The following is a 22295-nucleotide window of genomic DNA, read 5'->3' as shown; positions in this document are numbered from 1 at the left end:
TTTCGTTACGCCTTCTTCGCCGTCCCGAAAACTCTCCTCGAAGGTGTGGATCGGCATGCACGAAAATGGCTCCGTCTCATCACGCGTAGTTCCCGAAGAATTCTTCGAAATCACCCCGGCACAACAGGGTGTCTGGTACGGGCAACTGGTCGACCCGGACAGCCCCAAATACAACATCGGCGAATGCTTCGAGATCCGTGGCGACCTGGACGAGCCGTTATTCGCCGCAGCGCTCGACCGGGCCGTCGACCTGTGCGACAGCCTCAACACCGAGTTCACCGTCAGAGGCGACACCGTCCGTCAGCGGGTCGTCCGCCGTCCGCCGGACGGCCCCAGCCGGCTCCACGTGGTCGACCTGACCGGAGCCGGCGATCCCGCTGCCGCGGCGGAGCGCTACCTGGCCGGTGACATGGCCACGGTCGACAGGCTCGACGCTCCGCACCACCACTTCGCGCTGCTGCGTCTCGACCGCCGGCTGCACTACTGGTACGTGCGCTTTCACCACATAGCGGCCGACGGCCTCGGCGGCGCGGTCTTCGCCCGCGCCGTGGCCGACCTCTACGGGCGCGCTGTGCGCGGTGAGGACCTCGGCGCGGCCGGGCAGCCCGCCGCGGCGCTGCGCGATCTCGTCGCGGACGAGGCGGCCTATCGCAACTCGGACCGCTACGAGGCCGACCGTGCCTACTGGACCGGCAAGTTCGCGGACCTGGCCCCCGGCGGGGACGAAGCGGACGCACACGGCAGCAGGCCGCTCATCCGCAGGCGCACCGACACTCCGGCTCCGGCCGTCGCCGACGGGCCGGACGCCCGGCTGCACACCGGTGAGACCCTGCCCGTCGCTGTCCTCGACGGCCTGCGCCGGCTCGCGTCCGCGCATCGCACCAGCTGGACCGCAGTCCTTGTGAGCGCGGTCGCCGCCTACACCGGCCGCGTCACCGGAACCCGCGACATCACCGTGGGTCTCGCCTCCAACGGCCGTCACGGCGGGCTGCGGCACATCGTCGGCATGACCGCCAACATCCTGCCGCTACGGCTGTCCATCAGCGACGGCATGACGGTCGGCGCCTTCGTGCGGGCCGTCGCCACCGAGATGCGCGGCGCCCTGCGGCACCGCCGCTTCTCCCGCGAACAGCTGGCCCGTGAACTGAACATGGCCGACGACGCGGCCCGACTGGCCGGTGTCGTCGTCAACATCATGGGTTACGACTACGACCTCGACTTCGCCGGCAGCCCCGGCGCCTCGCGGGTGCTGTCCATCGGCCCCGTCGACGATGTGTCGCTCTTCGTCTCCGAACGGTCCGAGGGCAGAGGGCCGTTGATCGGCTTCGACGCCAATCCGGAGCTGTACCGCCCCGAGGACGTGCGGCTGCACCAGCAGGCCGTCGTGTCCTTCCTGTCGGCTCTGGCCGAAGCGGACGCCGACACCCCCCTGCAGGCCCTGCCGCTCCTCGACGCGGCCACCGCCGGGGCTCTGCGAGCCCAGGGGCGCGGTACCGGCCTGCCGCCGGAGAGCGTGGCGTCCACTCTGCCGGATGCGTTCGCTGCGCAGGCACGCCGTACACCGGACGCCCCTGCGCTGGTGGACGGCGCCGTCACGCTCTCGTACCGGGAGCTGGCAGCGGTGTCGGCGGACCTCTCCGGCGCCCTGGCCGGGTGGGGGCTCGGTGCCGAGGACGGTGTCGGCGTCCTCGTGGGCCGCTCCGCGGCCGTGGTGGCCGCCACGCTCGGCGCGGCCGGAGCGGGCGCGGCGTACGTCCCGATGGACGCCGCGTGGCCCGCCGAACGGCTCACCCGCGTCACCGAAGTCGCCCGTGTCCGCGCCCTGGTGGCCGACGAGGCAACCGCCGGCCGGCCATGGGTGCGGGAGGCGGCCCGCACCTTGCCGCTGGTCGTCGTCGACAGAACCGGGCGGGTCCTGAGCGGCGCTCCGCCCCGGCCGGGGCCGCTGCCACGCGTGAACGGCGGCGGGCAGCTCGCCTACGTGATGTTCACCTCCGGCTCCACCGGTCTGCCCAAGGGCGTCGGTGTCACCCACGCCGACGTCCTCGCGCTGGCCGCCGACACCACCTGGGGCGGCGGCGTCACCGACGCGGTGCTGCTGCACTCGGCCTATGTCTTCGACGCCTCCACCTTCGAGACCTGGGTGCCGCTCCTGAACGGCGGCCGGGTGGTCGTCGCGCCCGACGGCGTGCTGGAGGCACGTGTCCTGCACGACATGGTGGACCGGCACGGGGTGACCGCGCTGTTCCTGACGACGGCGCTGTTCAACGTGGTGGCCGAGACGGACCCGGTGGCGTTCGCCGGGCTCCGCCTGGTCGCCGCGGGCGGTGAGGCCGCGACCCCGGACCTGATGCAGCGGGTGGCCGCCGCCGCGCCCGGCACGCGTGTCCTGCACGTGTACGGTCCGACGGAGACCACGACCTTCGCCGCCCGCCATCCGGTCGACGCCGGTACCGCGGGCGTGCCGCCCGTCGGCCGGGCTCTCGACGGCATGTGCCTGTACGTGCTGGACGACGCCCTGGGCATGGTGCCGCCCGGCGTCGTGGGGGAGTTGTACGTGAGTGGCCACGGCGTGGCCCGCGGCTACCAGGGACGTGCCGCCCTGACCGCCACCCGGTTCGTCGCCGACCCGTACGGCGCGGACGGTGGCCGTATGTACCGTACCGGCGACCTCGTGCGCTGGACCGCGGGCGGCGCCGTCGAGTACGTCGGGCGCGTGGACGGGCAGGTCAAGATCCGCGGGTTCCGCATCGAGCCCGCCGAGACCGAGAACGTCCTGCTCGCCGACCCCGATGTGCGCGCCGCCTGCGTCATGGTCCGTGAGGACACGGCCGGTGACCGCCGGCTCGTCGCCTACGTGGTGCCCGCCGCCGGGACCCGGCCGGACGCCTCCGCCCTGGCCCGCCGGGCCGGGCGCGCCCTGCCCGCGTACATGGTGCCCTCCGTGTTCGTACCCCTCGACGTGCTGCCCCTGAACCCCAACGGCAAGATCGACCGCCGCGCCCTGCCCGCCCCCCGGGCCGTCACCACCACGGGCCGCGCCCCGCGCACGGCCTACGAGGAGGTCCTGGCCGGGCTGTTCGCCGACGTCCTGGGTGTGGCCTCGGTCGGCATCGACGACAGCTTCTTCTCGCTGGGCGGCCACTCGCTGCTCGCCACCCGCCTCACCGCCCGGGTGCGGGCCGCCCTGGATGCCGAACTCGCCCTGAGCACGCTCTTCGATCACCCCACGGTCGCCTCCCTGGCCGCAGTGCTCGACACCGCCGGGGCGGCCAGGCCCGCTCTTTCCCCGCAGCCGCGGCCCGAAGCGGTACCGCTGTCCTTCGCGCAGCAGCGGCTCTGGTTCCTCAACCGGGTGGAGGTCCCGGGCGACAGCTACAACGTTCCGCTGGTACTCGAACTCGGCGGCCCGCTGGACGCGGATGCCCTGCGGGGCGCCCTGGCCGACGTGGTCAGCCGCCACGAGAGCCTGCGCACCGTCTTCGCCGAACACGACGGCGTCGCCCGGCAGGAGGCACTCGACGCCGGTGACGCCGCGTCGCTCGTCCCGCTCGTCGTCGAGCCGCTCCCGGCCGGAGAGGACGCCGGCGCCTGGTCCGACGAAAGGGTGGGCCGGCTGACCGCAGCGCCCTTCGACCTCACGGGCGAGACCGCCGTCCGCGCCCATCTGCTCCGCCTGGACCCCGCCCGGCACATCCTGGTCCTCGTCCTGCACCACGTCGTCGCCGACGGCTGGTCCCTCGCCCCGCTCAGCCGTGACCTCGGCGCCGCCTACCGCGCCAGGACCGGGCGGACGGCCACGCCCGACTGGGCCCCGCTGCGGGTGCAGTACGCCGATTACGCCCTCTGGCAGCGGCGGCTGCTCGGCGACGACGGTGACCCGGACAGCCTGGCCGCACGCCAGCTCGCCTTCTGGAAGGAGGCGCTGGGCGGCGCACCCGATCTGCTGGACCTGCCCCTCGACCGGCCCCGTCCGGCCGTACCCAGCCACCGGGGCGGCGCCGTCCCCTTCGAGCTGCCCGCTCCCGCGCACGCCGCGCTCACCCGGCTCGCCCGTTCCGTCGGCTGCACCCCCTTCATGGTGCTCCAGGCGGCGCTCGCCGTGACACTGCACGCCCATGGCGCCGGGCCCGACATCCCGCTGGGCACGGCGGTGGCAGGACGCACCGACGAGGCACTCGACGATCTGGTCGGGTTCTTCGTCAACACCGTCATCCTGCGCACGGATCTGTCCGGCGACCCGTCCTTCGGTGAACTCCTCGACCGGGTCAAGGAGTTCGACATCGCCGCGCTCAGCAACGGCGACCTCCCCTTCGAGCGGATCGTCGAGGCCCTCAACCCCGAGCGGTCGGGCGACCACCACCCGCTCTTCCAGACCATGCTGGTGCTGCAGAACCAGGAGCGGGCGGAGCTCGATCTGCCGGGTGTCACCGTCCACGACCGGTCCCGGCACCGCGGGGGCAGCAAGTTCGACCTGACGTTCTCGCTCACCGAAGTCACCGAAGTCACCGAAGTCACCGAAGTCACCGAAGTCACCGAAGGTACGGATTCCGCCTGCCCCACCGCCTCCGGTACCGGAGGCATCGGCGGCTACCTGGAGTACGCCACCGACCTCTTCGAAGCCGCCACCGCCCGCGCCCTGTGCGCCCGCTTCGCCCGTGTACTCACCCTGGCCGTGACCGACCCCGCCCGCACCATCAGCGAGCTGGACCTGCTCGCGCCGGACGAACGGGACCACCTCCTCGCCCAGGGGCGCGGCGCCGAGCTCCCGCTGCCCGCCCGTACCGTCCCCGAAGCGGTCCGGGAGACAGCGGCGCGCACCCCCCACGCTGTCGCCGTGCGCGACGCGCACACCAGCCTCACCTACGCCGAACTGGACTCACGCGCCGACGCCCTCGCCCACGTCCTGCGTGAGCGCGGCGCGGGCCGTGAGGAGCGAGTGGCCATCGCGGCGCCGCCGTCCGTGGACACCGTCGTCGCCATGCTCGCCGTCCTGCGGTCCGGCGCCGCCTACCTGCCCGTCGACCCGCAGTACCCGCCCGCGCGCGTGCGCCACATGCTGGACGACGCCCGTCCCGTGCTGCTGCTCACCACCGCGGACACCCACGCGGAGCTGCCCGGCTGCGACGTGCCGTGGCTGGCCCTGGACGACGCGTCCGTCCGGCCCACGGGCCCCACCACGCCTCTGCCCGGCGCCCCCTGCCGTACCGACCCGGCCTACGTCATCTACACGTCCGGTTCGACGGGCCGTCCCAAGGGTGTTGTCGTGACCCACGCCGGCCTGGCCAGTCACATGGCCTGGATGGCGCGGCACCTGGCGATCACGCCGGACGACCGGGTCCTCGCCCGTACCTCCTCCAGCTTCGACGCCTCCGTGTGGGAGCTGTGGCTCCCGCTGATGAACGGCGCAGCGGTCTGCGTGCTGCCGCACGGCGCCAACACGGAGCCCGGCGCCCTGGTCTCCTGGATGAGCCGGTTCGGGGTCACTGTCGCCCAGTTCGTCCCGTCCCACCTGACCCTCGTCCTCACCGAAGCGGCGCATGCCGCACCGCTTCCAGGCCTGCGCGCCGTACTGTGCGGCGGCGAACCGCTGCCACGCGCCCTCGCCGACGACGTCGCCGAGCTGTGGCGGGCCGAGGTGCACAACCTCTACGGGCCGACCGAGGCGACCATCGACGCGACCGCACACCGGGTCGGCGGTCCGGGGAGCGGCGGGACCGCCTGCTCCGTCACCCCGTACGAGACCGTGCCGATCGGCCGCCCCGTCGACGCCATGAGCGCCTACGTACTCGACGGCCGCCTGCGGCCCGTACCCCAGGGCGTCACGGGCGAGCTGTATCTGTCGGGCCCCAACCTCGCCCGCGGCTACCTGGACCGCCGGGGGCTGACCGCCGCGCGCTTCGTCGCCGACCCGTTCGACGCCACGGGCGGACGCATGTACCGGACGGGCGACCTCGTGCGGTGGAACGGGCAGGGCCTCCTCGACTACGTGTCCCGCGCCGACGACCAGGTCAAACTCCGTGGCTTCCGCATCGAGTTGGGGGAGGTGGAGGCGGCGCTCCTGGCGCGCCCCGGCGTCACGGCGGCGTGCGCCGTGATCCGCGAGGACGCGCCCGGCAGGCGCCGCCTCGTCGCCTACGCCGTCACAGGTGACCAGGCTCTGCGCCCCGTCGCGCTGCGTGACGCGCTCGCCGAGACCCTGCCGCACTACATGGTGCCCGGCGCTGTCGTCGTCCTCGACGACCTTCCGCTGCTGCCCAACGGCAAGGTGGACCGGCGCGCACTGCCGGAGCCCGGCGCGGGCCCCGACGACACCGCTGCGGGCGGAGGGCGGCGAACCCTCCGCGAGGACCTGCTCGCCGGTATCTTCGCCGACGTCCTGCACCAGCCGCGAGTGAGCCCGCACGACAGCTTCTTCGACCTGGGCGGGCACTCGCTCCTCGCCATGCGCGTCGTCAGCCGCGTCCGCACCGTCCTGGGCGCCGAGATCGCCGTACGCACCCTCTTCGAGCACCCCACCGTCGCGGGCCTGGCCCGCGTCATCGACGCACCGGGCCTGACCCGGTCGCCGGTGGCGGCCGTGGCGCAGCGGCCCGACCCGCTGCCGCTGTCCTTCGCCCAGCAGCGCCTGTGGTTCCTCAACCGGCTCGAAGGCCCCAGCTCCGCCTACAACATCCCGCTCGTCCTCGAACTCGGCGGCGCTCTGGACGCGGACGCGCTGCGCGCCGCGCTGCGCGACGTCGTGGAGCGGCACGAGTCGCTGCGCACCCTGTTCCCCGAACGGGACGGCGCGCCGCACCAGTTGATTCTTTCCTCCGACGCGGCCATGCCCCGCCTGCCGGTCGTCAGCACCGCGCCGACCGACCTGGAGGCAGCCGTCGTGGCCGCCGTGCGGGAGCCGTTCGACGTCATGGCGGACCCGCCGCTGCGTGCCCTGCTCCTGCGCTCCGCGCCGGCCCACCATGTATTGGTGCTCGTCCTGCACCACATCGCGGGCGACGGCTGGTCCCTCGCTCCGCTCGCCCGCCATCTCGGCGACGCCTACCGGGCCCGTCTCGCGGGCCGGGAGCCCGAGCCGGCGGCCGGGACCCCGCTCCAGTACGCCGATTACACGCTCTGGCAGCACGACGCCCTGGGCGACGGTGTCGCGCCGCAGAGCGTTCTGCGCCGGCAGCTCGACCACTGGCACACCGCGCTCGCGGGCCTGCCCGGACTGATCGACCTGCCGCTCGACCGGCCGCGCCCGGTCACGACCGACCCGGCGGGAGCCGTCCACACCTTCGAGGTTCCGCCCGCCCTGAACGCACAACTCCTCCGTCTGGCACGGGAGTCGGGCAGCAGCCTGTTCATGGTGCTGCAGGCGGCGGTGGCCACCTTGCTGCACCGGCACGGCGCGGGTGACGACATCCCGCTCGGCTCGCCGGTGGCCGGGCGGACGGACGAAGCGCTGGAGGATCTGGTCGGGTTCTTCGTCAACACACTGGTCCTGCGCACGGACCTGTCCGGCAACCCGACCTTCCGCGAACTCCTGCTGAGAGTACGGGAGTTCGACCTGGCCGCCTATACGCACCAGGACGTTCCCTTCGAGCGTCTCGTCGAGAGCGTGAACCCTGTCAGGGCGCGCAACCACCACCCGCTGTTCCAGACGATGCTGGTCCTGCAGAACCAGGACGCCGTCCGCCCGGAGCTGCCGGGCCTCACCGTGGACGCCCGGCTGGTCCACAACGGCCTGAGCAAGTTCGACCTCACCTTCGCCTTCGACGAGGAGGAGGACGGGGGCGGCCTGACCGCCGGGATCGAGTACGCCACCGCGCTCTTCGACCGGAGCACCGCCGAAGCCCTCGCGGACCGGCTGGTGCGCCTCCTGGCGCAGGTGGCGGCCGACCCCGCCAGGCCCGTGGACGACTACGACCTGATGACGCCGGACGAACACACCCGTGTCACACACTGGGGGGCCGGCCGCGCGCTGCCCGCACCCGCCGTGGACGCCACCCTGCCCGCACTCTTCGCGGCCCAGGCGCGCCGCACACCGGACGCCCTGGCGGTCACCGGCGGCGACACCGCCCTCACCTATGCCGAACTCGACCGGATCTCCGCCGGTCTCGCCCGCGCCCTGGCGGGCCTCGGCGCCGGCCCCGAGTCCGGGATCGGCGTGCTGCTCACCCGGTCGCCCGCCGTGGTGTCGGTGTCCGTCGGCGCTGTCCGTGCGGCCGGGGCCTACGTCCCGCTGGACGCGCGCTGGCCCGCGGAGCGGCTCGAACAGGTCGCGGGTGTCGCGGATGTGCGGATCCTCGTCGTCGACGAGGACGCCCTCGCCTCCCCCTGGGTGACCGCGACGGCGCGCCGGATTCCCGTCCTGGTCGTGGACCGGCTCGGCCGGATCCTGCGGGGCCCGCACGGGCAGCCGTGCAGTCCGGCCGCGGTGCCGGGCCCCGGGGCCCTCGCCTACGTGATGTTCACCTCCGGCTCGACCGGCCTGCCCAAGGGGGTCGGGGTCACCCACGCCGACGTGGTCGCGCTGGCATCCGACTCGTCCTGGCAGGGCGGGGCGGCCGACGCGGTCCTGATGCACTCGGCGTACGTCTTCGACGCCTCCACGTTCGAGATCTGGGCTCCGCTCCTGAACGGCGGCCGCGTCGTGGTAGCGCCGGAGGGCGTCCTGGAGGCGCGCGTCCTCGGCGACGCCGTCCATGAGCACGGAGTGAGCGCCGTCTTCCTCACGACAGCACTGTTCAACGTGATCGCCGACACCGATCCGGGCGCCTTCGCCGGCCTCCGGCTCGTCTGCGCGGGCGGCGAGCTGGCATCGCCCGACGCGATGCAGCGGGTGGCCGGCACCGCGCCCGGCGTGCGCGTACTCCACGTGTACGGGCCCACCGAGACCACCACCTTCGCCACCCGGTACGACGTGCCGGCCGATCTGCCGTCCGGCCCGCCGCCCATCGGGCGCGCCCTGGACGGCATGCGCCTGTACGTCCTCGACGGCTCCCTGGGCGCGGTTCCGCCGGGCGTCGTGGGCGAGCTGTACCTCGCAGGACGCGGGGTGGCACGCGGGTACGCCGGGCTTCCGGGCCTGACCGCCGCGCGCTTCGTCGCCGACCCGTTCGACCCGGCAGGCGGGCGCATGTACCGCACGGGCGACCTCGTACGGTGGACCCGCGACGGGCAGATCGCGTACGTCAACCGCGCCGACAGCCAGGTGAAGCTGCGCGGTTACCGCATCGAACTCGGCGAGATCGAGTCGGTGCTGGCGTCCTGCGACGGCGTCGCCGACTCCTTCGCCGTCGTCCGCGAGGACGCCCCGGGCGACCGGCGGCTCGTCGCGTACGTGGTGCCCGCCGCCGGGGCGCACCCCGAGCCCGGCGAACTCGCCCTTGCCGTCGGCCGGTCCCTGCCGGCCTACATGGTGCCCTCCGTGTTCGTCCTGATGGATGCGCTTCCGCTGACTGTCAACGGCAAGGTGGACCGGCGTGCGCTGCCCTCACCCGGGCAGCAGGCTCCGGCCCGCGGCCGCGCCGCCCGCACCGCGCGCGAGGAGATCCTCTGCGGCCTCTTCGCCGACGTACTCGGCCTCGACGGGATGGGTGCCGACGACGATTTCTTCGCCCTCGGCGGCCACTCCCTGCTCGCCACCCGCCTCGCCGCGCGCATCCGTACCACGCTCGCGGTGGAGGTCCAGGTCAAGGCCCTCTTCGAGCACCCCACTCCGGCCGCGCTCGCCGCCACGCTGGACGGTGCCGAAGCGGCCAGGACGCCGCTGGAGCGCGCCGGGAGCCGCCCCGATCCGCTGCCGCTGTCCTTCGCGCAGCAGCGCCTGTGGTTCCTCAACCGGTTCGAGGGGCCCAGTGCCACGTACAACGTGCCCCTGGTGCTCCGCCTGGACGGGCCGCTCGACGCGGACGCGCTGGAGAGCGCCCTCGCGGATGTCGTCGAACGCCATGAGAGCCTGCGCACCGTCTTTCCCGACACCGACGGGGTGGCGCGCCAGCTCGTCCTCGACGCCGGTGGCGCCGATCTCGACCTGACGCCCCGCGACACCGAGCCGGCCCGTCTCGACGAGGTCCTGACCGCGGAGGTGGCGCACACCTTCGATGTGAGCGCCGAACTCCCCGTTCGAGCGCGGCTGGTGCGCCTCGGCGCCGAGGCCCACGTCCTCGTGCTGATCGTCCACCACATCGCGGGCGACGGCTGGTCCCTCGCCCCGCTCGCCCGCGACCTCGGGGACGCCTACCGGGCGCGCGTCGAGGGCGTGGAGCCCGGCTGGACGGAACTGGGCGTCCAGTACGCCGACTACACGCTGTGGCAGCGCGCGCTGCTCGGCTCCGAGGACGACCCGTCCAGCCAGGCCGCCCGCCAGCTGGACTTCTGGCGCACCGCACTCGCCGGCGCACCCGCCCTGCTCGATCTGCCGTGCGACCGCCCGCGCCCCGCTGTCACGGCGTACCGCGGCGACGCGTTCGCCTTCCCCGTCGGCGCGGACACCCACCGGGCCCTGGCGGATCTTGCCCGTGCCCGCGGCTGCAGCCTCTTCATGGTGCTGCAGGCGGCGCTGTCGGTGCTCCTGTCCCGGCACGGCGCGGGTGAGGACATCCCGCTGGGCACCGCCGTCGCCGGACGCACCGACGAAGCCCTGGACGATCTGGTGGGCTTCTTCGTCAACACCCTCGTCCTGCGCACCGACCTGACCGGAAATCCCACATTCGGCGAAGTGGTCGACAGAGTGCGGGAGTTCGACCTGGCCGCCTACGCCCACCAGGACGTGCCGTTCGAGCGTCTCGTGGATGTACTCAGCCCGGACCGGTCCCAGAACCACCACCCGCTGTTCCAGACCATGCTCGTCCTGCAGAACCACGCGGACACGGTGCTCGACCTGCACGGACTCACGGTGACCGAACAGCCGGTACACACCGGCATCAGCAAGTTCGACCTGACCTTCACCTTCACCGAGACACGCGACGGCGCGGGCCGGCCCTCCGGTATCGACGGCGTCCTGGAGTTCTCCACCGAACTCTTCCTGCCCGCGACGGCGCACAGCCTCGCCACCCGGCTCACCGGGCTGCTCGCCGCCCTCGCCGCCGACCCCGGCGCGCGCGTCCATGCCGTCGGCGTTCTGGAACCGGCCGAACTGCGGAGCCTGGAGCGCGCCGCACAAGGGGCGGTGCGGCCGGTGGCGGCGCGCACGGCCCCCGAGGCGTTCCTCGCGCAGTGCGCCCGTACCCCCGGCGCGATCGCTGTGCGGGACGGCGCCCGGCGCCTCACCTTCAGCGAACTCGACGTCCTCGCAGGTGACTTGGCGCATCATCTGCACAGCCGGGGTATCGGGCGCGGCGACCTCGTCGCTCTCGCCGTCGAGGGCACCGCCGACCAGGCCGTGGCCATGCTGGCGGTGGCCAGGGCCGGCGCCGTCTGCCTGCCGGTCGACCTGGAGTACCCCGAGGCGCGTATCGCCCACATGCTCGACGACGCCCGCCCGGTGCTGCTCCTCACCCACGGCACGGCACGTACCGCACGGCTCGGCCTGTCGCTGCCCTGCCTCTCCCTCGACGACCGGGCCGCATGGTCCACCGGGCGCACGGCGCCTCCCGCCGCAGCGCCGGACCCGCGCGACGCGGCGTACGTCATCTACACCTCCGGCTCCACCGGCCGCCCCAAGGGCGTCGTCGTCACCCATGGATCGCTGACCAACCACATGGCGTGGATGGCCGAACACCTCGGACTCACCGACGACGACCGCGTGCTCGCGCGCACCTCACCGAGCTTCGACGCCTCGGTCTGGGAGACCTGGCTGCCGCTGCTGCACGGCGGCTCCACCTGCCCGGTGCCGCCCGCCGCCAACCACGACCCGGCCGGGCTGCTGGCCAGGATGCGCGAAGTGGGCGCGACCATCGCCCAGTTCGTGCCCTCACACCTGTCGCTCATCCTGACCGAGACCGGCCCCGACGAGGCGCCCCCGGCCCTGCGGGCCGTCCTGTGCGGCGGCGAACCGCTGCCGCGGTCCCTGGCGCAGCGCGTCGGGGAAACCTGGCGGACCCAGGTGCACAACCTGTACGGGCCCACCGAGACGACCATCGACGCCACCGCCCACCACCACCGGGGCGGGGAGACCGGGGCCGCCGCGGAGGAGGGGACCGTGCCGCTCGGCCGTCCCGTCGACAACACCCGCGCCTACGTCCTCGACGCCGGGCTCCGGCCGGTGCCGCCGGGCGTCACCGGCGAGCTGTACGTCGCGGGCGACGGCCTCGCACGCGGATACCTGGGACGCCCCGGTCTGACCGCCGGGCGGTTCGTGGCCGATCCGTACGGAACCCGCGGAAGCCGCATGTACCGCACGGGTGACCTCGTCAGGCGGGACTCCGAAGGGCTGCTCAGCTATGTCTCCCGCGCCGACGACCAGGTCAAGCTGAACGGCTTCCGTATCGAACCCGGTGAGATCGAGGCCGCCCTCACCGCCGTCGACGGAGTCTGCGCGGCCTGCGTCCTCGTCCGCGAGGACCAGCCGGGCGAGCGGCGTCTGGTCGCCTACACCGTTCCGGGCCGAGCCGGCGCCGCCGCCTGCCCGGCCGACGGCGAACTGCGCGCCCGGCTGACGTCGGCCCTGCCGCCGTACATGGTGCCCGCCGTCTTCGTGACGCTCGACGCGTTGCCCCTGCTGCCCAACGGCAAGACCGACCGGCGCGCTCTGCCCGCCCCGGCGCGCCCTGCCACCGGCCGGCCGGGCGGGCAGCCGCGCACCGCGCAGGAACGCGTCCTGTGCGACGTGTTCGCCTCCGTCCTGCGGGCCCCCGACGTCCGCACGGACGACGACTTCTTCGCGCTCGGCGGCGACAGCATCCTCTCCATCCAGCTCGTCAGCCGGGTCCGCGAGGCCGGTCTGGGCGTCACCCCGCGCGACGTCTTCGTCCACCGCACCCCCGGGGCCATCGCGGCCGTCGCGACCGCGCTCGACGGGAACAGCGCTGCGCCGGCCGAACAGGGCACCGGCGAGATGCCGCCGACACCCATCGCGGCCTGGCTCCTGGAGCGGCCCGGTGCCACTGACGGCTACAACCAGTCGGGGGTGCTCCGCACCCCCGCGGGCGCCGACGAGGGCATCCTGGTCGCAGCTCTCCAACTCCTCGTCGACCACCACGACATGCTGCGACTGCGCGTCGCCCGGCCGGCCGGGGGAGAGCCGGTCCTCGAAGCTCTGCCGCCCGGCGCGGTGCAGGCCCGCCGCCGCTTCACCCGTGTCGACGTCGAAGGGCTCGGCGCCGACGCCACCCGGGCCGCCGTCACCGCGGCCGGGGAGCAGGCCCGTTCACGGCTGCGGCCCGCACAGGGGAACGTGATCGAGGCCGTCTGGTGCGACGCCGGTCCGCACGCGCGCGGGCGTCTGCTGCTCGTGGTGCACCACCTGGCCGTCGACGCGGTCTCCTGGCGCATCCTCGCCGCGGACCTCGCCACCGCATGGCAGGCGCTCACCGACGGCGCGGGCACGGACGAGCGCCCCGACGCGGCAGCCGTGCTGCCCGCCGTCACCACGTCCTACCGGGGCTGGGCACAACTCCTCGCGTCACAGGCGCGCGGTGCCTCCCGCGCGGCCGAAATCCCGCTGTGGCAGACAGCGTTGGCCACCTCGGACCCTCAGCTCGCCTACCGGCCGCTCGACCCCGACCTGGACACCGCGGACGGGACGCGCACCCTGGTCACCCACCTGCCCGCCACCTGGGCGAAGGCACTGCTCACCACAGCCCCCGGAGCCTTCCACGCCGGAGTGGACGACGTCCTGCTCACGGGCCTCGCGCTCGCCGTCTGCGCCTGGCGCGAGGAACGGACCGCCGGCCCCGGCGGGCCCCGTCCGGACGGCACCGCCGTTCTCCTCGACCTGGAGGGCCACGGCCGCGAGCAGATCGCCGACCACATCGACCTGTCCCGTACGGTCGGCTGGTTCACCAGCCTCTACCCGGTACGTCTCGACCCCGGACCCGTCGACGCCCGCGACCCCGGACGCTTCGACGGGGCTCTGGTGGAACGCGCCGTCAAGCGGGTCAAGGAGCAGTTGCGGGCCGTGCCCGACCGGGGTGTCGGCTTCGGGATGCTGCGCCACCTCAACCCGGCGACCCGCCCCCGGCTGGCCACCGGAGCGGAACCTCAGATCGGCTTCAACTACCTGGGGCGGTACGCAGCTTCGCACGAGACATCCGACGGGGGCGGTGGCGCCGACTGGGACGTACTCCTGGACGGCGGCGGGCCGCGCAGCCAGGACCCGGACATGTCCGTCCACCACGTACTCGACATCAACGCGCACACCGAGGACCTGCCGGACGGCCCGCGCCTGGTGACCCGGTGGACCTGGCCCAGCGACCTCCTCAAGGAGGAGGACGTGGGCGCCCTCTCGGACCTGTTCGGCGGCGCACTGCGCGCCATCGCCGAACACGCCGAACGACCCGACGCGGGCGGCTACACACCGTCCGACCTTCCCCTGGTCTCGCTCAACCAGGCCCAGATCGACCGACTGCAGAACAGATGGGGTGGACGCAAGTGACCGGGTTCCAGCTGGAGGATGTACTGCCGCTGACGCCGCTTCAGGCAGGCATGCTCTTCCACGCGCTGTACGACTCCCGAGCAGTGGACGTCTACACCGCGCAGTTCGTCTTCGACCTCGAAGGGCCCGTCAGCGCCCCCGCGCTGCACGCCGCTGTCGGCGGGCTGCTGCGGCGCCACGCCAACCTGCGGGTCGGCTTCCTGCACGAGGACCTGGACGAGCCGGTACAGGCCGTCGCCGCCGAGGTGCCGGTGCCGCTGGAGGAGCTGGACCTGTCCGTGGCGGACGGTACGGACACGGTGGAGCAGCGGCTCGCTGCCTTCCTCGCCGCCGACCGCACTCGCCGGTTCGACCTCAGTACCCCGCCGCTGATGCGGTTCACACTGGTGCGCACCGCGCCGCAGCGCTACCGGCTCGTCATGACGAGCCATCACATCCTGCTCGACGGCTGGTCGATGCCGCTTCTCGTGCGGGAGCTCTTCGAGCTGTACGCCCACCGGGGCGACGACAGCACCCTGCCCCGGGTCGCCCCCTACCGCACCTACCTCGCCTGGCTGGCGCAGCAGGACCACTCCGCCGCCCTGGACACCTGGCGCACCGCTCTCGCCGGAATCGAGGCGCCGACCCTGCTCGCCGGGCGGCGCGGCGCGGACGCGACCGGCGCCGGGGAACTGCCCGAGACCCTCGTACTCGACCTGGGCGCGGCCACGACGCACCGGCTGCGGGAGACGGCCCGCGCCCACCGGCTCACCCTCAACACCCTGGTCCAGGGCGCCTGGGGACTGGTACTCGCACACCTCACCGGGCGCCCCGACGTCGTGTTCGGCACCACCGTTTCCGGGCGGCCACCGGAGGTCCCGGGTATCGAGTCGATGGTCGGCCTGTTCATCAACACCGTGCCGGTACGGCTCAGCCCGGTGCCGGGCGAGAGCCTGGCCGCGCTCATGACCCGGCTCCAGGAGGAGCAGGGCCGCCTCCTCGGCAGCCAGCATGTGGGGCTCACCGAGATCCGCGGAGTCACCGGCCTGGACGAACTCTTCGACACCCTGGCCGTGTTCGAGAACTACCCGATGGACGCCGAAGCCCTGCGCACCGCCCAGCAGCAGCTGCCCGGCATCGCCGTCACCGGGTTCAGCGGCACGGACGCAGCCCACTACCCGCTCACCCTCACCATCGCTCCCGGCGACTCCCTCCGGATCACCTTCGGTCACCGGGCCGCCGCCCTCGGCCGCGACGAGGTGGCCCGTACGGTAGCCCGCGTGCGGCGCCTGCTGACGGAGATGGCGCAGGGGCTCGACCGCCGCGCCGACACCGTCCCCGTCCTCCTCGACGGCGAACGCGAGACGCTGATCTCGCAGGGGCGCGGCGCCGAACTGGTCCTCCCCGAAGGGGGCATGAGCGTCCCCGAGGCCTTCGCCCGGCAGGCCGCCCGCCACCCGGACGCGCCGGCCGTCTCCGGCGCGGGGGAGCAGCTGAGCTATCGCCAACTGCAACTTGCTTCCGATGAGTTGGCCGGATGCCTGGTGGGGCTCGGGACGCGCGCCGAGGACGGTGTCGGCGTGCTCATGGGCCGCTCGGCCGCCCTGGTCACCGCCTCGCTGGCGGCCCTGCGCGCGGGGGCCGCCTATGTGCCCCTCGACCCGCGCTGGCCCGCCGAAAGGCTCGGCCGGGTCGCCGGGGTCGCCGCGCTGCGCACCCTGATCGTCGACGGGACCACCCGGGCCCACCCCTGGGTACGCGCACTCGGCCCGGACGTGGCGGTGCTGACGGTCGACACCGCGGGCCGTGTCGGGCAGGGCGCACCGGCAACGCCGGGAGCCCTCCCCGCCGTCACGGGCGGCGCCCGGCTCGCGTACGTGATGTTCACCTCCGGCTCCACCGGTCTGCCCAAGGGCGTCGGAGTCACCCATGCCGACATCACCGCTCTGGCGGCCGACCGGACGTGGGACGACGGCGTCGCCGACGCCGTCCTGCTGCACTCGGCCTACGTCTTCGACGCCTCCACCTTCGAGATCTGGGCGCCCCTCCTCAACGGCGGAAGCGTGGTTGTCGCCCCCGACGGCCCCCTGCAGCCCGCCGTGCTCCGTGACCTCGCCGCCCGGCACGGCGTGACGGCCGCGTTCCTGACGACAGCCCTCTTCAACGTCATCGCCGAGACCGACCCCGGCGCTCTCGGCCTGCTGCGCCTGGCCGCGGCCGGCGGCGAGGCCGCCGCACCCGGCGTCCACCAGCGAGTCGCGGCCGCCCACCCCGACACCACCGTCCTCAACATCTACGGGCCCACCGAGACGACCACCTTCGCAACCCTCCACCGCGTCCGCCCCGAAGGCGCCCCCGGCAGCGTGCCCCCGATCGGCCGGCCGCTCGACGGCGTGCGCGCCCATGTCCTGGACGCGGCCATGCGTCCCGTACCCGCCGGGGCCGAGGGCGAGCTGTACGTCGCGGGCGCCGGCGTCGCGCGCGGCTACCTGGGGCAGCCCGCCCTCACCGCCACCCGGTTCGTCGCCGACCCGTTCGACCGCGCGGGGGGCCGCATGTACCGCACGGGCGACCTCGTCCGCCGGACAGCCGACGGCACACTGCACTACGTGGCGCGCGCCGACCAGCAGATCAAACTGCGCGGTCACCGCATCGAACCCGCCGAGATCGAGGCGGCGCTCCTCACCGATCCCTCCGTACGTGCCGCCTGCGTCATGGTCCGCGAGGACCTGCCGGGTGACCGCACCCTCACCGCGTACGTCGTCCCCGCACCGGGGCACACCCCCGAGCCCGGCCTGCTCGCCGCGCACCTCGGCCGCCGGCTGCCCGCCTATATGGTGCCGGCCGCGATCCAGCCGCTCGACGCGCTCCCGCTGACCGGCAACGGAAAGGTCGACCGGGCGGCCCTGCCCGCGCCCGCCGCCGCACCCGGTGCGCCGGGCCGGCCGCCGCACGGCGCACACGAGGAGATCCTCGCCGGGCTCTTCGCCGACGTGCTCGGCGTGGCCCGCGTCGGCAGCGACGACAACTTCTTCACCCTCGGCGGCCACTCGCTGCTCGCCACCCGCCTCGTGGGCCGCGTGCGCACGGCGCTCGGCACCGAGACCGAGATCCGCACCCTCTTCGAGAACCCCACCGTCGCCGCGCTCGCCGCAGCCCTCAAGGACGCGGGCCGCCCCGCCCGGCCCGCGCTCGTCCCGCGGGAGCGCCCCGCCGCGCTCCCGCTGTCGTACTCCCAGCAGCGGCTGTGGTTCCTCCACCGGCTCGAAGGCCCGTCCGCCACGTACAACATCCCCTTCGCCGTACGCCTCGACGGGGCGCTCGACGCGGAAGCGCTGCGCCGGGCCCTGCACGACGTCGTCACCCGGCACGCCGCGCTGCGCACCGTCTTCCCCGAGGACGAGAACGGGCCGCGCCAGCACATCACCGCCCCGGAAGACGTGCGCCTTGCCTTCACCGTGGAAACCGTCGAGGAGGGCAAGCTCCCCGACCGGGTGAGAGCCGCCACGGCCGAACCGGTCGACATCGAGAACCGGCTTCCGCTCCAGGCGACCCTGCTGCGACTGGCCGACGACGCCCACGTCCTGGTGCTGGTGATCCATCACATCGCCGCCGACGGCACGTCCCTCGCGCCCCTGGTCCACGATCTGGGCGCCGCCTACCGGGCCCGTGTCCGCGGTGAGGCACCCGTGTTGCCCGCGCTTCGCGTCGACTACGCCGACCACACGCTGTGGCAGCGGCGCCTGCTCGGTGACGAGCACGACCCGGAAAGCCTCATCGCCCGTCAACTCGCGCACTGGAAGGCGGCATTGGCAGGGCTGCCGGAGATGGTCGAGCTGCCGTGGGACCGGTCGCGCCCCGCGGTGCCCCGGCACACCGGAGCCACCTACGACTTCGCCGTCGACCCCGCCACCGCCCGGCGGGTCACGGACCTCGCCCGCGCCAGCGGAAGCAGCGTCTTCATGGTGCTCCAGGCCGCACTGTCCCTCGCGCTCTCCCGGCACGGCGCGGGCGACGACATCCCACTGGGCACGGCCGTCGCCGGGCGCACCGACGAGGCGGCCGCGGACCTCGTCGGCTTCTTCGTGAACACCCTCGTGCTGCGCACGGACCTGTCGGGCGACCCGACGTTCCTCGAACTCCTCGACCGGGTGAAGGAGTTCGACCTCTCCGCGTACGCACATCAGGACGTGCCCTTCGAGCGCCTGGTGGAACTGCTCAACCCGGCGCGCTCGCAGAACCACCACCCGCTCTTCCAGACCATGCTCGTCCTGCAGAACCACGCGCCCGCCGCCGCCGACCTGCCGGGCCTCACCGTCACCGGCATGCCGGTCGACGCCGGGGTCAGCAAGTTCGACCTGTCGTTCACCTTCGCCGAGACGTACGACGACAGCGGCGCACCCAGCGGTATGCGGGCCGTCGTCGACTACGCGACGGAACTCTTCGACGCGACCACCGTCCGCGACCTCGCCGACCGGCTCGTCCTGCTGCTCGGCGCGGTCACCGCCGACCCCGGCCGCCCGCTGCGCACCTACGACGTGCTCACCGCAGCCGAACGGGCCCGTGCCGCGGACTGGGGGACCGGGCCCGTCGGGAGCCTGCCCGGATCGACGGTCCCCGCGCTCTTCGGGCAGTGGGTCCGGCGCACCCCCGAAGCCCCCGCGGTCCGCGACGCGGACACCACCCTCACCTACGGCGAGCTCGACGTCCGGGCCGACGCCCTCGCCCGCGACCTCGTCGCCCGGGGGATCGGCCCGGAGGACCGGGTGGCCGTCGCGCTGCCCCGTACCCATGACCTCGTCGTGGCCCTCCTCGGCGTTCTCAAGGCGGGCGCGGCCTACCTGCCGCTCGACCCCGACTACCCGGCCCAGCGCCTGTCCTACATGCTCGACGACGCTGCGCCGCGACTGCTCCTCACCACACCGGGCATCCACCGCCGCCTGCCGGAGTCCGCCGTGCCGTATCTGTACGCCGGTGACCTCGGGAACGGTGCAGGAGACGCCACGGGCGCTGTGCCGGGCGCCGCCGCCCCGGCCGGTCACGTCCCGGCCCTGCTCCCGGCGCAGCCTGCGTACGTCATCTACACGTCCGGGTCGACCGGCCGCCCCAAGGGCGTCGTGGTCACCCACCGGGGCGCCGGGGCCATGGCGAGGACCCAGAGCGAACGGCTGCGCGTCGGGCCGGGAAGCCGGGTGCTGCACATGGCGTCCGTCAGCTTCGACGCCGCGTTCTGGGAGCTGTGCATGGGGGTGCTCTCCGGGGCCTGCCTGGAGATCGACGAACGCGACGCCCTGCTGCCCGGCCCCACTCTCGCCGCTCTGGTCCGTGAGCGGGGCATCACCCACCTCACCCTGCCGCCCGCCGCGCTCGCGGTGATGCCGCCCGGCTCGCTGCCCGCCGGCGCCACCATGGTCCTCGCCGGCGAGGCGTGCCCGCCCGCGCTGGTGCACGCCTGGGCCCGCGACCGGTTCCTCGTCAACGCCTACGGCCCCACGGAGACCACCGTCTGCGCCACGATGAGCGCGTTCCAGCACGCGGACGGGCCGCTCGCCCCCGGGCGCACCGTGCCCATCGGCGCACCCGTCAACGGCACCCGGGTCCACGTCCTGGACGACCGGCTGGCAGCCGTCCCGCCCGGTGTCACCGGCGAGCTGTACGTGTCCGGAGAGGGAGTGGCCCGCGGGTACCACGGCCGGGCCGCCCTGACGGCGTCCCGCTTCGTGGCCGACCCGTTCGACCGTGCCGGCGGCCGCATGTACCGCACCGGTGACCTGGCGCGCTGGACGGCCGACGGGGAGCTCGTCTACGTCTCGCGGGTCGACGAACAGGTCAAACTCCGCGGCTTCCGCATCGAACTCGGTGAGATCGAGGCGGCGCTGAGCGCGCTGCCCGGCGTCGCGGCGGCCTGCGCCGCCGTCCGCGAGGACCGGCCCGGCGACCGGCGTCTCGTCGCGTACACCGTGGCCGCGGCCGGTGCGCCGGGGCCCGACGAGGCCGAGGTGCGCGCGCATCTCGCCGCGACCCTGCCCGACCACATGGTCCCCGCCGCCCACGTGAGTCTGGGCGCCCTGCCCGTCACTCCCAACGGCAAGACCGACCGGCGCGCCCTGCCCGCTCCCCGACGTGAGGCACCGGCGGGGGGCCGTGCACCGCGTACCGAGCGGGAGCGCGTCCTGTGCGAGGTGTTCGCTGAGACGCTCGGGATGCCCGAAGTGGGGGTCACGGACGACTTCTTCGCACTCGGCGGCCACTCGCTGCTCGCCGTCACCCTGGCGCGGCGGATCGGAGAACGGTGCGGCCGACGTCCCTCCCTGCGGGCGGTGTTCGCGGCGCCGACCGTCGAGGGCGTCGACCGGCTGCTGGGAGGCACGGCGGGGGAGCAGGACCAGGAGCACGGTCAAGTCGCCGGCGGGGAACACGCGGCAGCGCCCGACCTCACCGCCGAGGTCCGGCTGTCCGCCGATATCTCGCGCACCGGCCGTGCGGGCGCGGGCCGGGTGCCCGCCCCCGCGAGCGGGTCCGTCCGTCAGTCCGCCCGGCCCCTTCTGACCGGCGCTTCCGGCTTCCTCGGCGCCTTCCTCCTGCGCGACCTCATCGAGACCACCGAAGGGCCGGTCGACTGCCTCGTACGGGCCGAGGACACGCACCGGGCGGCGGACCGGCTGCGCGCCAACATGGAGCGTTACGGCCTGTGGCGCCCGCGGTACGCGGACCTGGTCAACCCCGTCCCGGGCGACCTCGCGGCTCCGGGGCTCGGGCTGGCTCCCGAGGACAGGGCGTCCCTGGTCCGCAGGCTCGGCCTCGTCCTGCACAACGGGGCGCGCGTCAACTTCGCCGCCGCGTACGGTGATGTGCGCGCCCCCAACGTGGCAGGGACCGAGGAACTGCTGCGGCTGCTCGCCGATTCCAGCTCACCCGGGATGCACTACATCTCGACCACCAGCGTCCACGCTCCGGCGCCCGGCGACGTCACCATCACGGAGTCGACCCCGACGGGTCCGGCGCACCGCCTGCCCGACGGGTACGCGCAGAGCAAGTGGGTCGCCGAGGGGCTGGTCGGCCTGGCCCGCGAACGCGGCCTGCCGGTGACCGTCCACCGGCCCGGCCGCATCAGCGGGGACACCGCCACCGGCGCCTGCCAGGACCGGGACCTGCTGTGGCAGCTCATCAAGGGGTGCCTCCAGGCGGAAGCGGTGCCCGACCTTCCGTACGGGTCGACCGACTGGGTGCCCGTGGACTACGTGAGCGCCGCGGTGGTGGCGCTCGCGGTGTCCGGCCCCGGCGGTGCGCAGACCTACCACTTCACCAATCCGGACGCGCCGGGCCTGGACCGCGTCTTCGAAGCGGCGGCAGGACTCGGCCACGAGCTGCGAACCGTCCCCGCGGCCGAGTGGCAGGCCCGCGTCGCGGCGCGACCCGACAACGCGGCGCAGCTGTTCCTCGGCGACGAGGGCCGTCCCCGGCACGAGGTGAGCGACCGACGCCGTTTCGACTCCCGCCGGACAGCCGAGGCCGCAGCGGCCGTGGGCGTCCACCGGCCGCCCCTGACCGACGAGGTACTGAACCGCTATCTGACCTACTTCCACCGAACCGGCTTCCTGCCCACGCCGGGGGTACCGGCCAGACCGTAGTGGGTGGTGCGCCACAACTCCTCAAGGGCGGTGGGAGAGGCGGGGCCGGTCACGGTTCCGGGCCGACGGCCCTGAACGGTGGAAGGCGGCTCCCCTTCCACGCTGTGCTGCCCTCGCGGGTGGAAGGGGTGTGCTGGCGCTCCATGGCCGCTGGTGCGGCG

The 22295-nt window shown here is 74.0% G+C and carries 2 protein-coding genes; both read left to right on the top strand.

Features of this window, described 5'->3' with window-relative positions; translation table 11 throughout:
* Positions 1 to 55 precede the first annotated feature (55 nt).
* Positions 56 to 14524 (top strand): amino acid adenylation domain-containing protein, encoded by a 14469-nt coding sequence (locus tag OG584_RS07360; RefSeq protein ID WP_405776262.1) that lies wholly within the window; start codon positions 56 to 58, stop codon positions 14522 to 14524.
* The gene (locus tag OG584_RS07355; protein WP_405776260.1) at positions 14521 to 22134 is read left to right on the top strand and encodes an amino acid adenylation domain-containing protein; all 7614 of its coding nucleotides are present in this window, start codon (positions 14521 to 14523) and stop codon (positions 22132 to 22134) included. The genes OG584_RS07360 and OG584_RS07355 overlap by 4 nt, the downstream gene beginning before the upstream one ends.
* Positions 22135 to 22295: the final 161 nt, after the last annotated feature.

Source organism: Streptomyces sp. NBC_00859 (genome assembly GCF_045161865.1).
In the GTDB taxonomy this organism is placed as follows: domain Bacteria; phylum Actinomycetota; class Actinomycetes; order Streptomycetales; family Streptomycetaceae; genus Streptomyces.
Note: the sequence above shows the minus strand (reverse complement) of the source record. Positions and strands in the feature narration are given on the sequence as shown.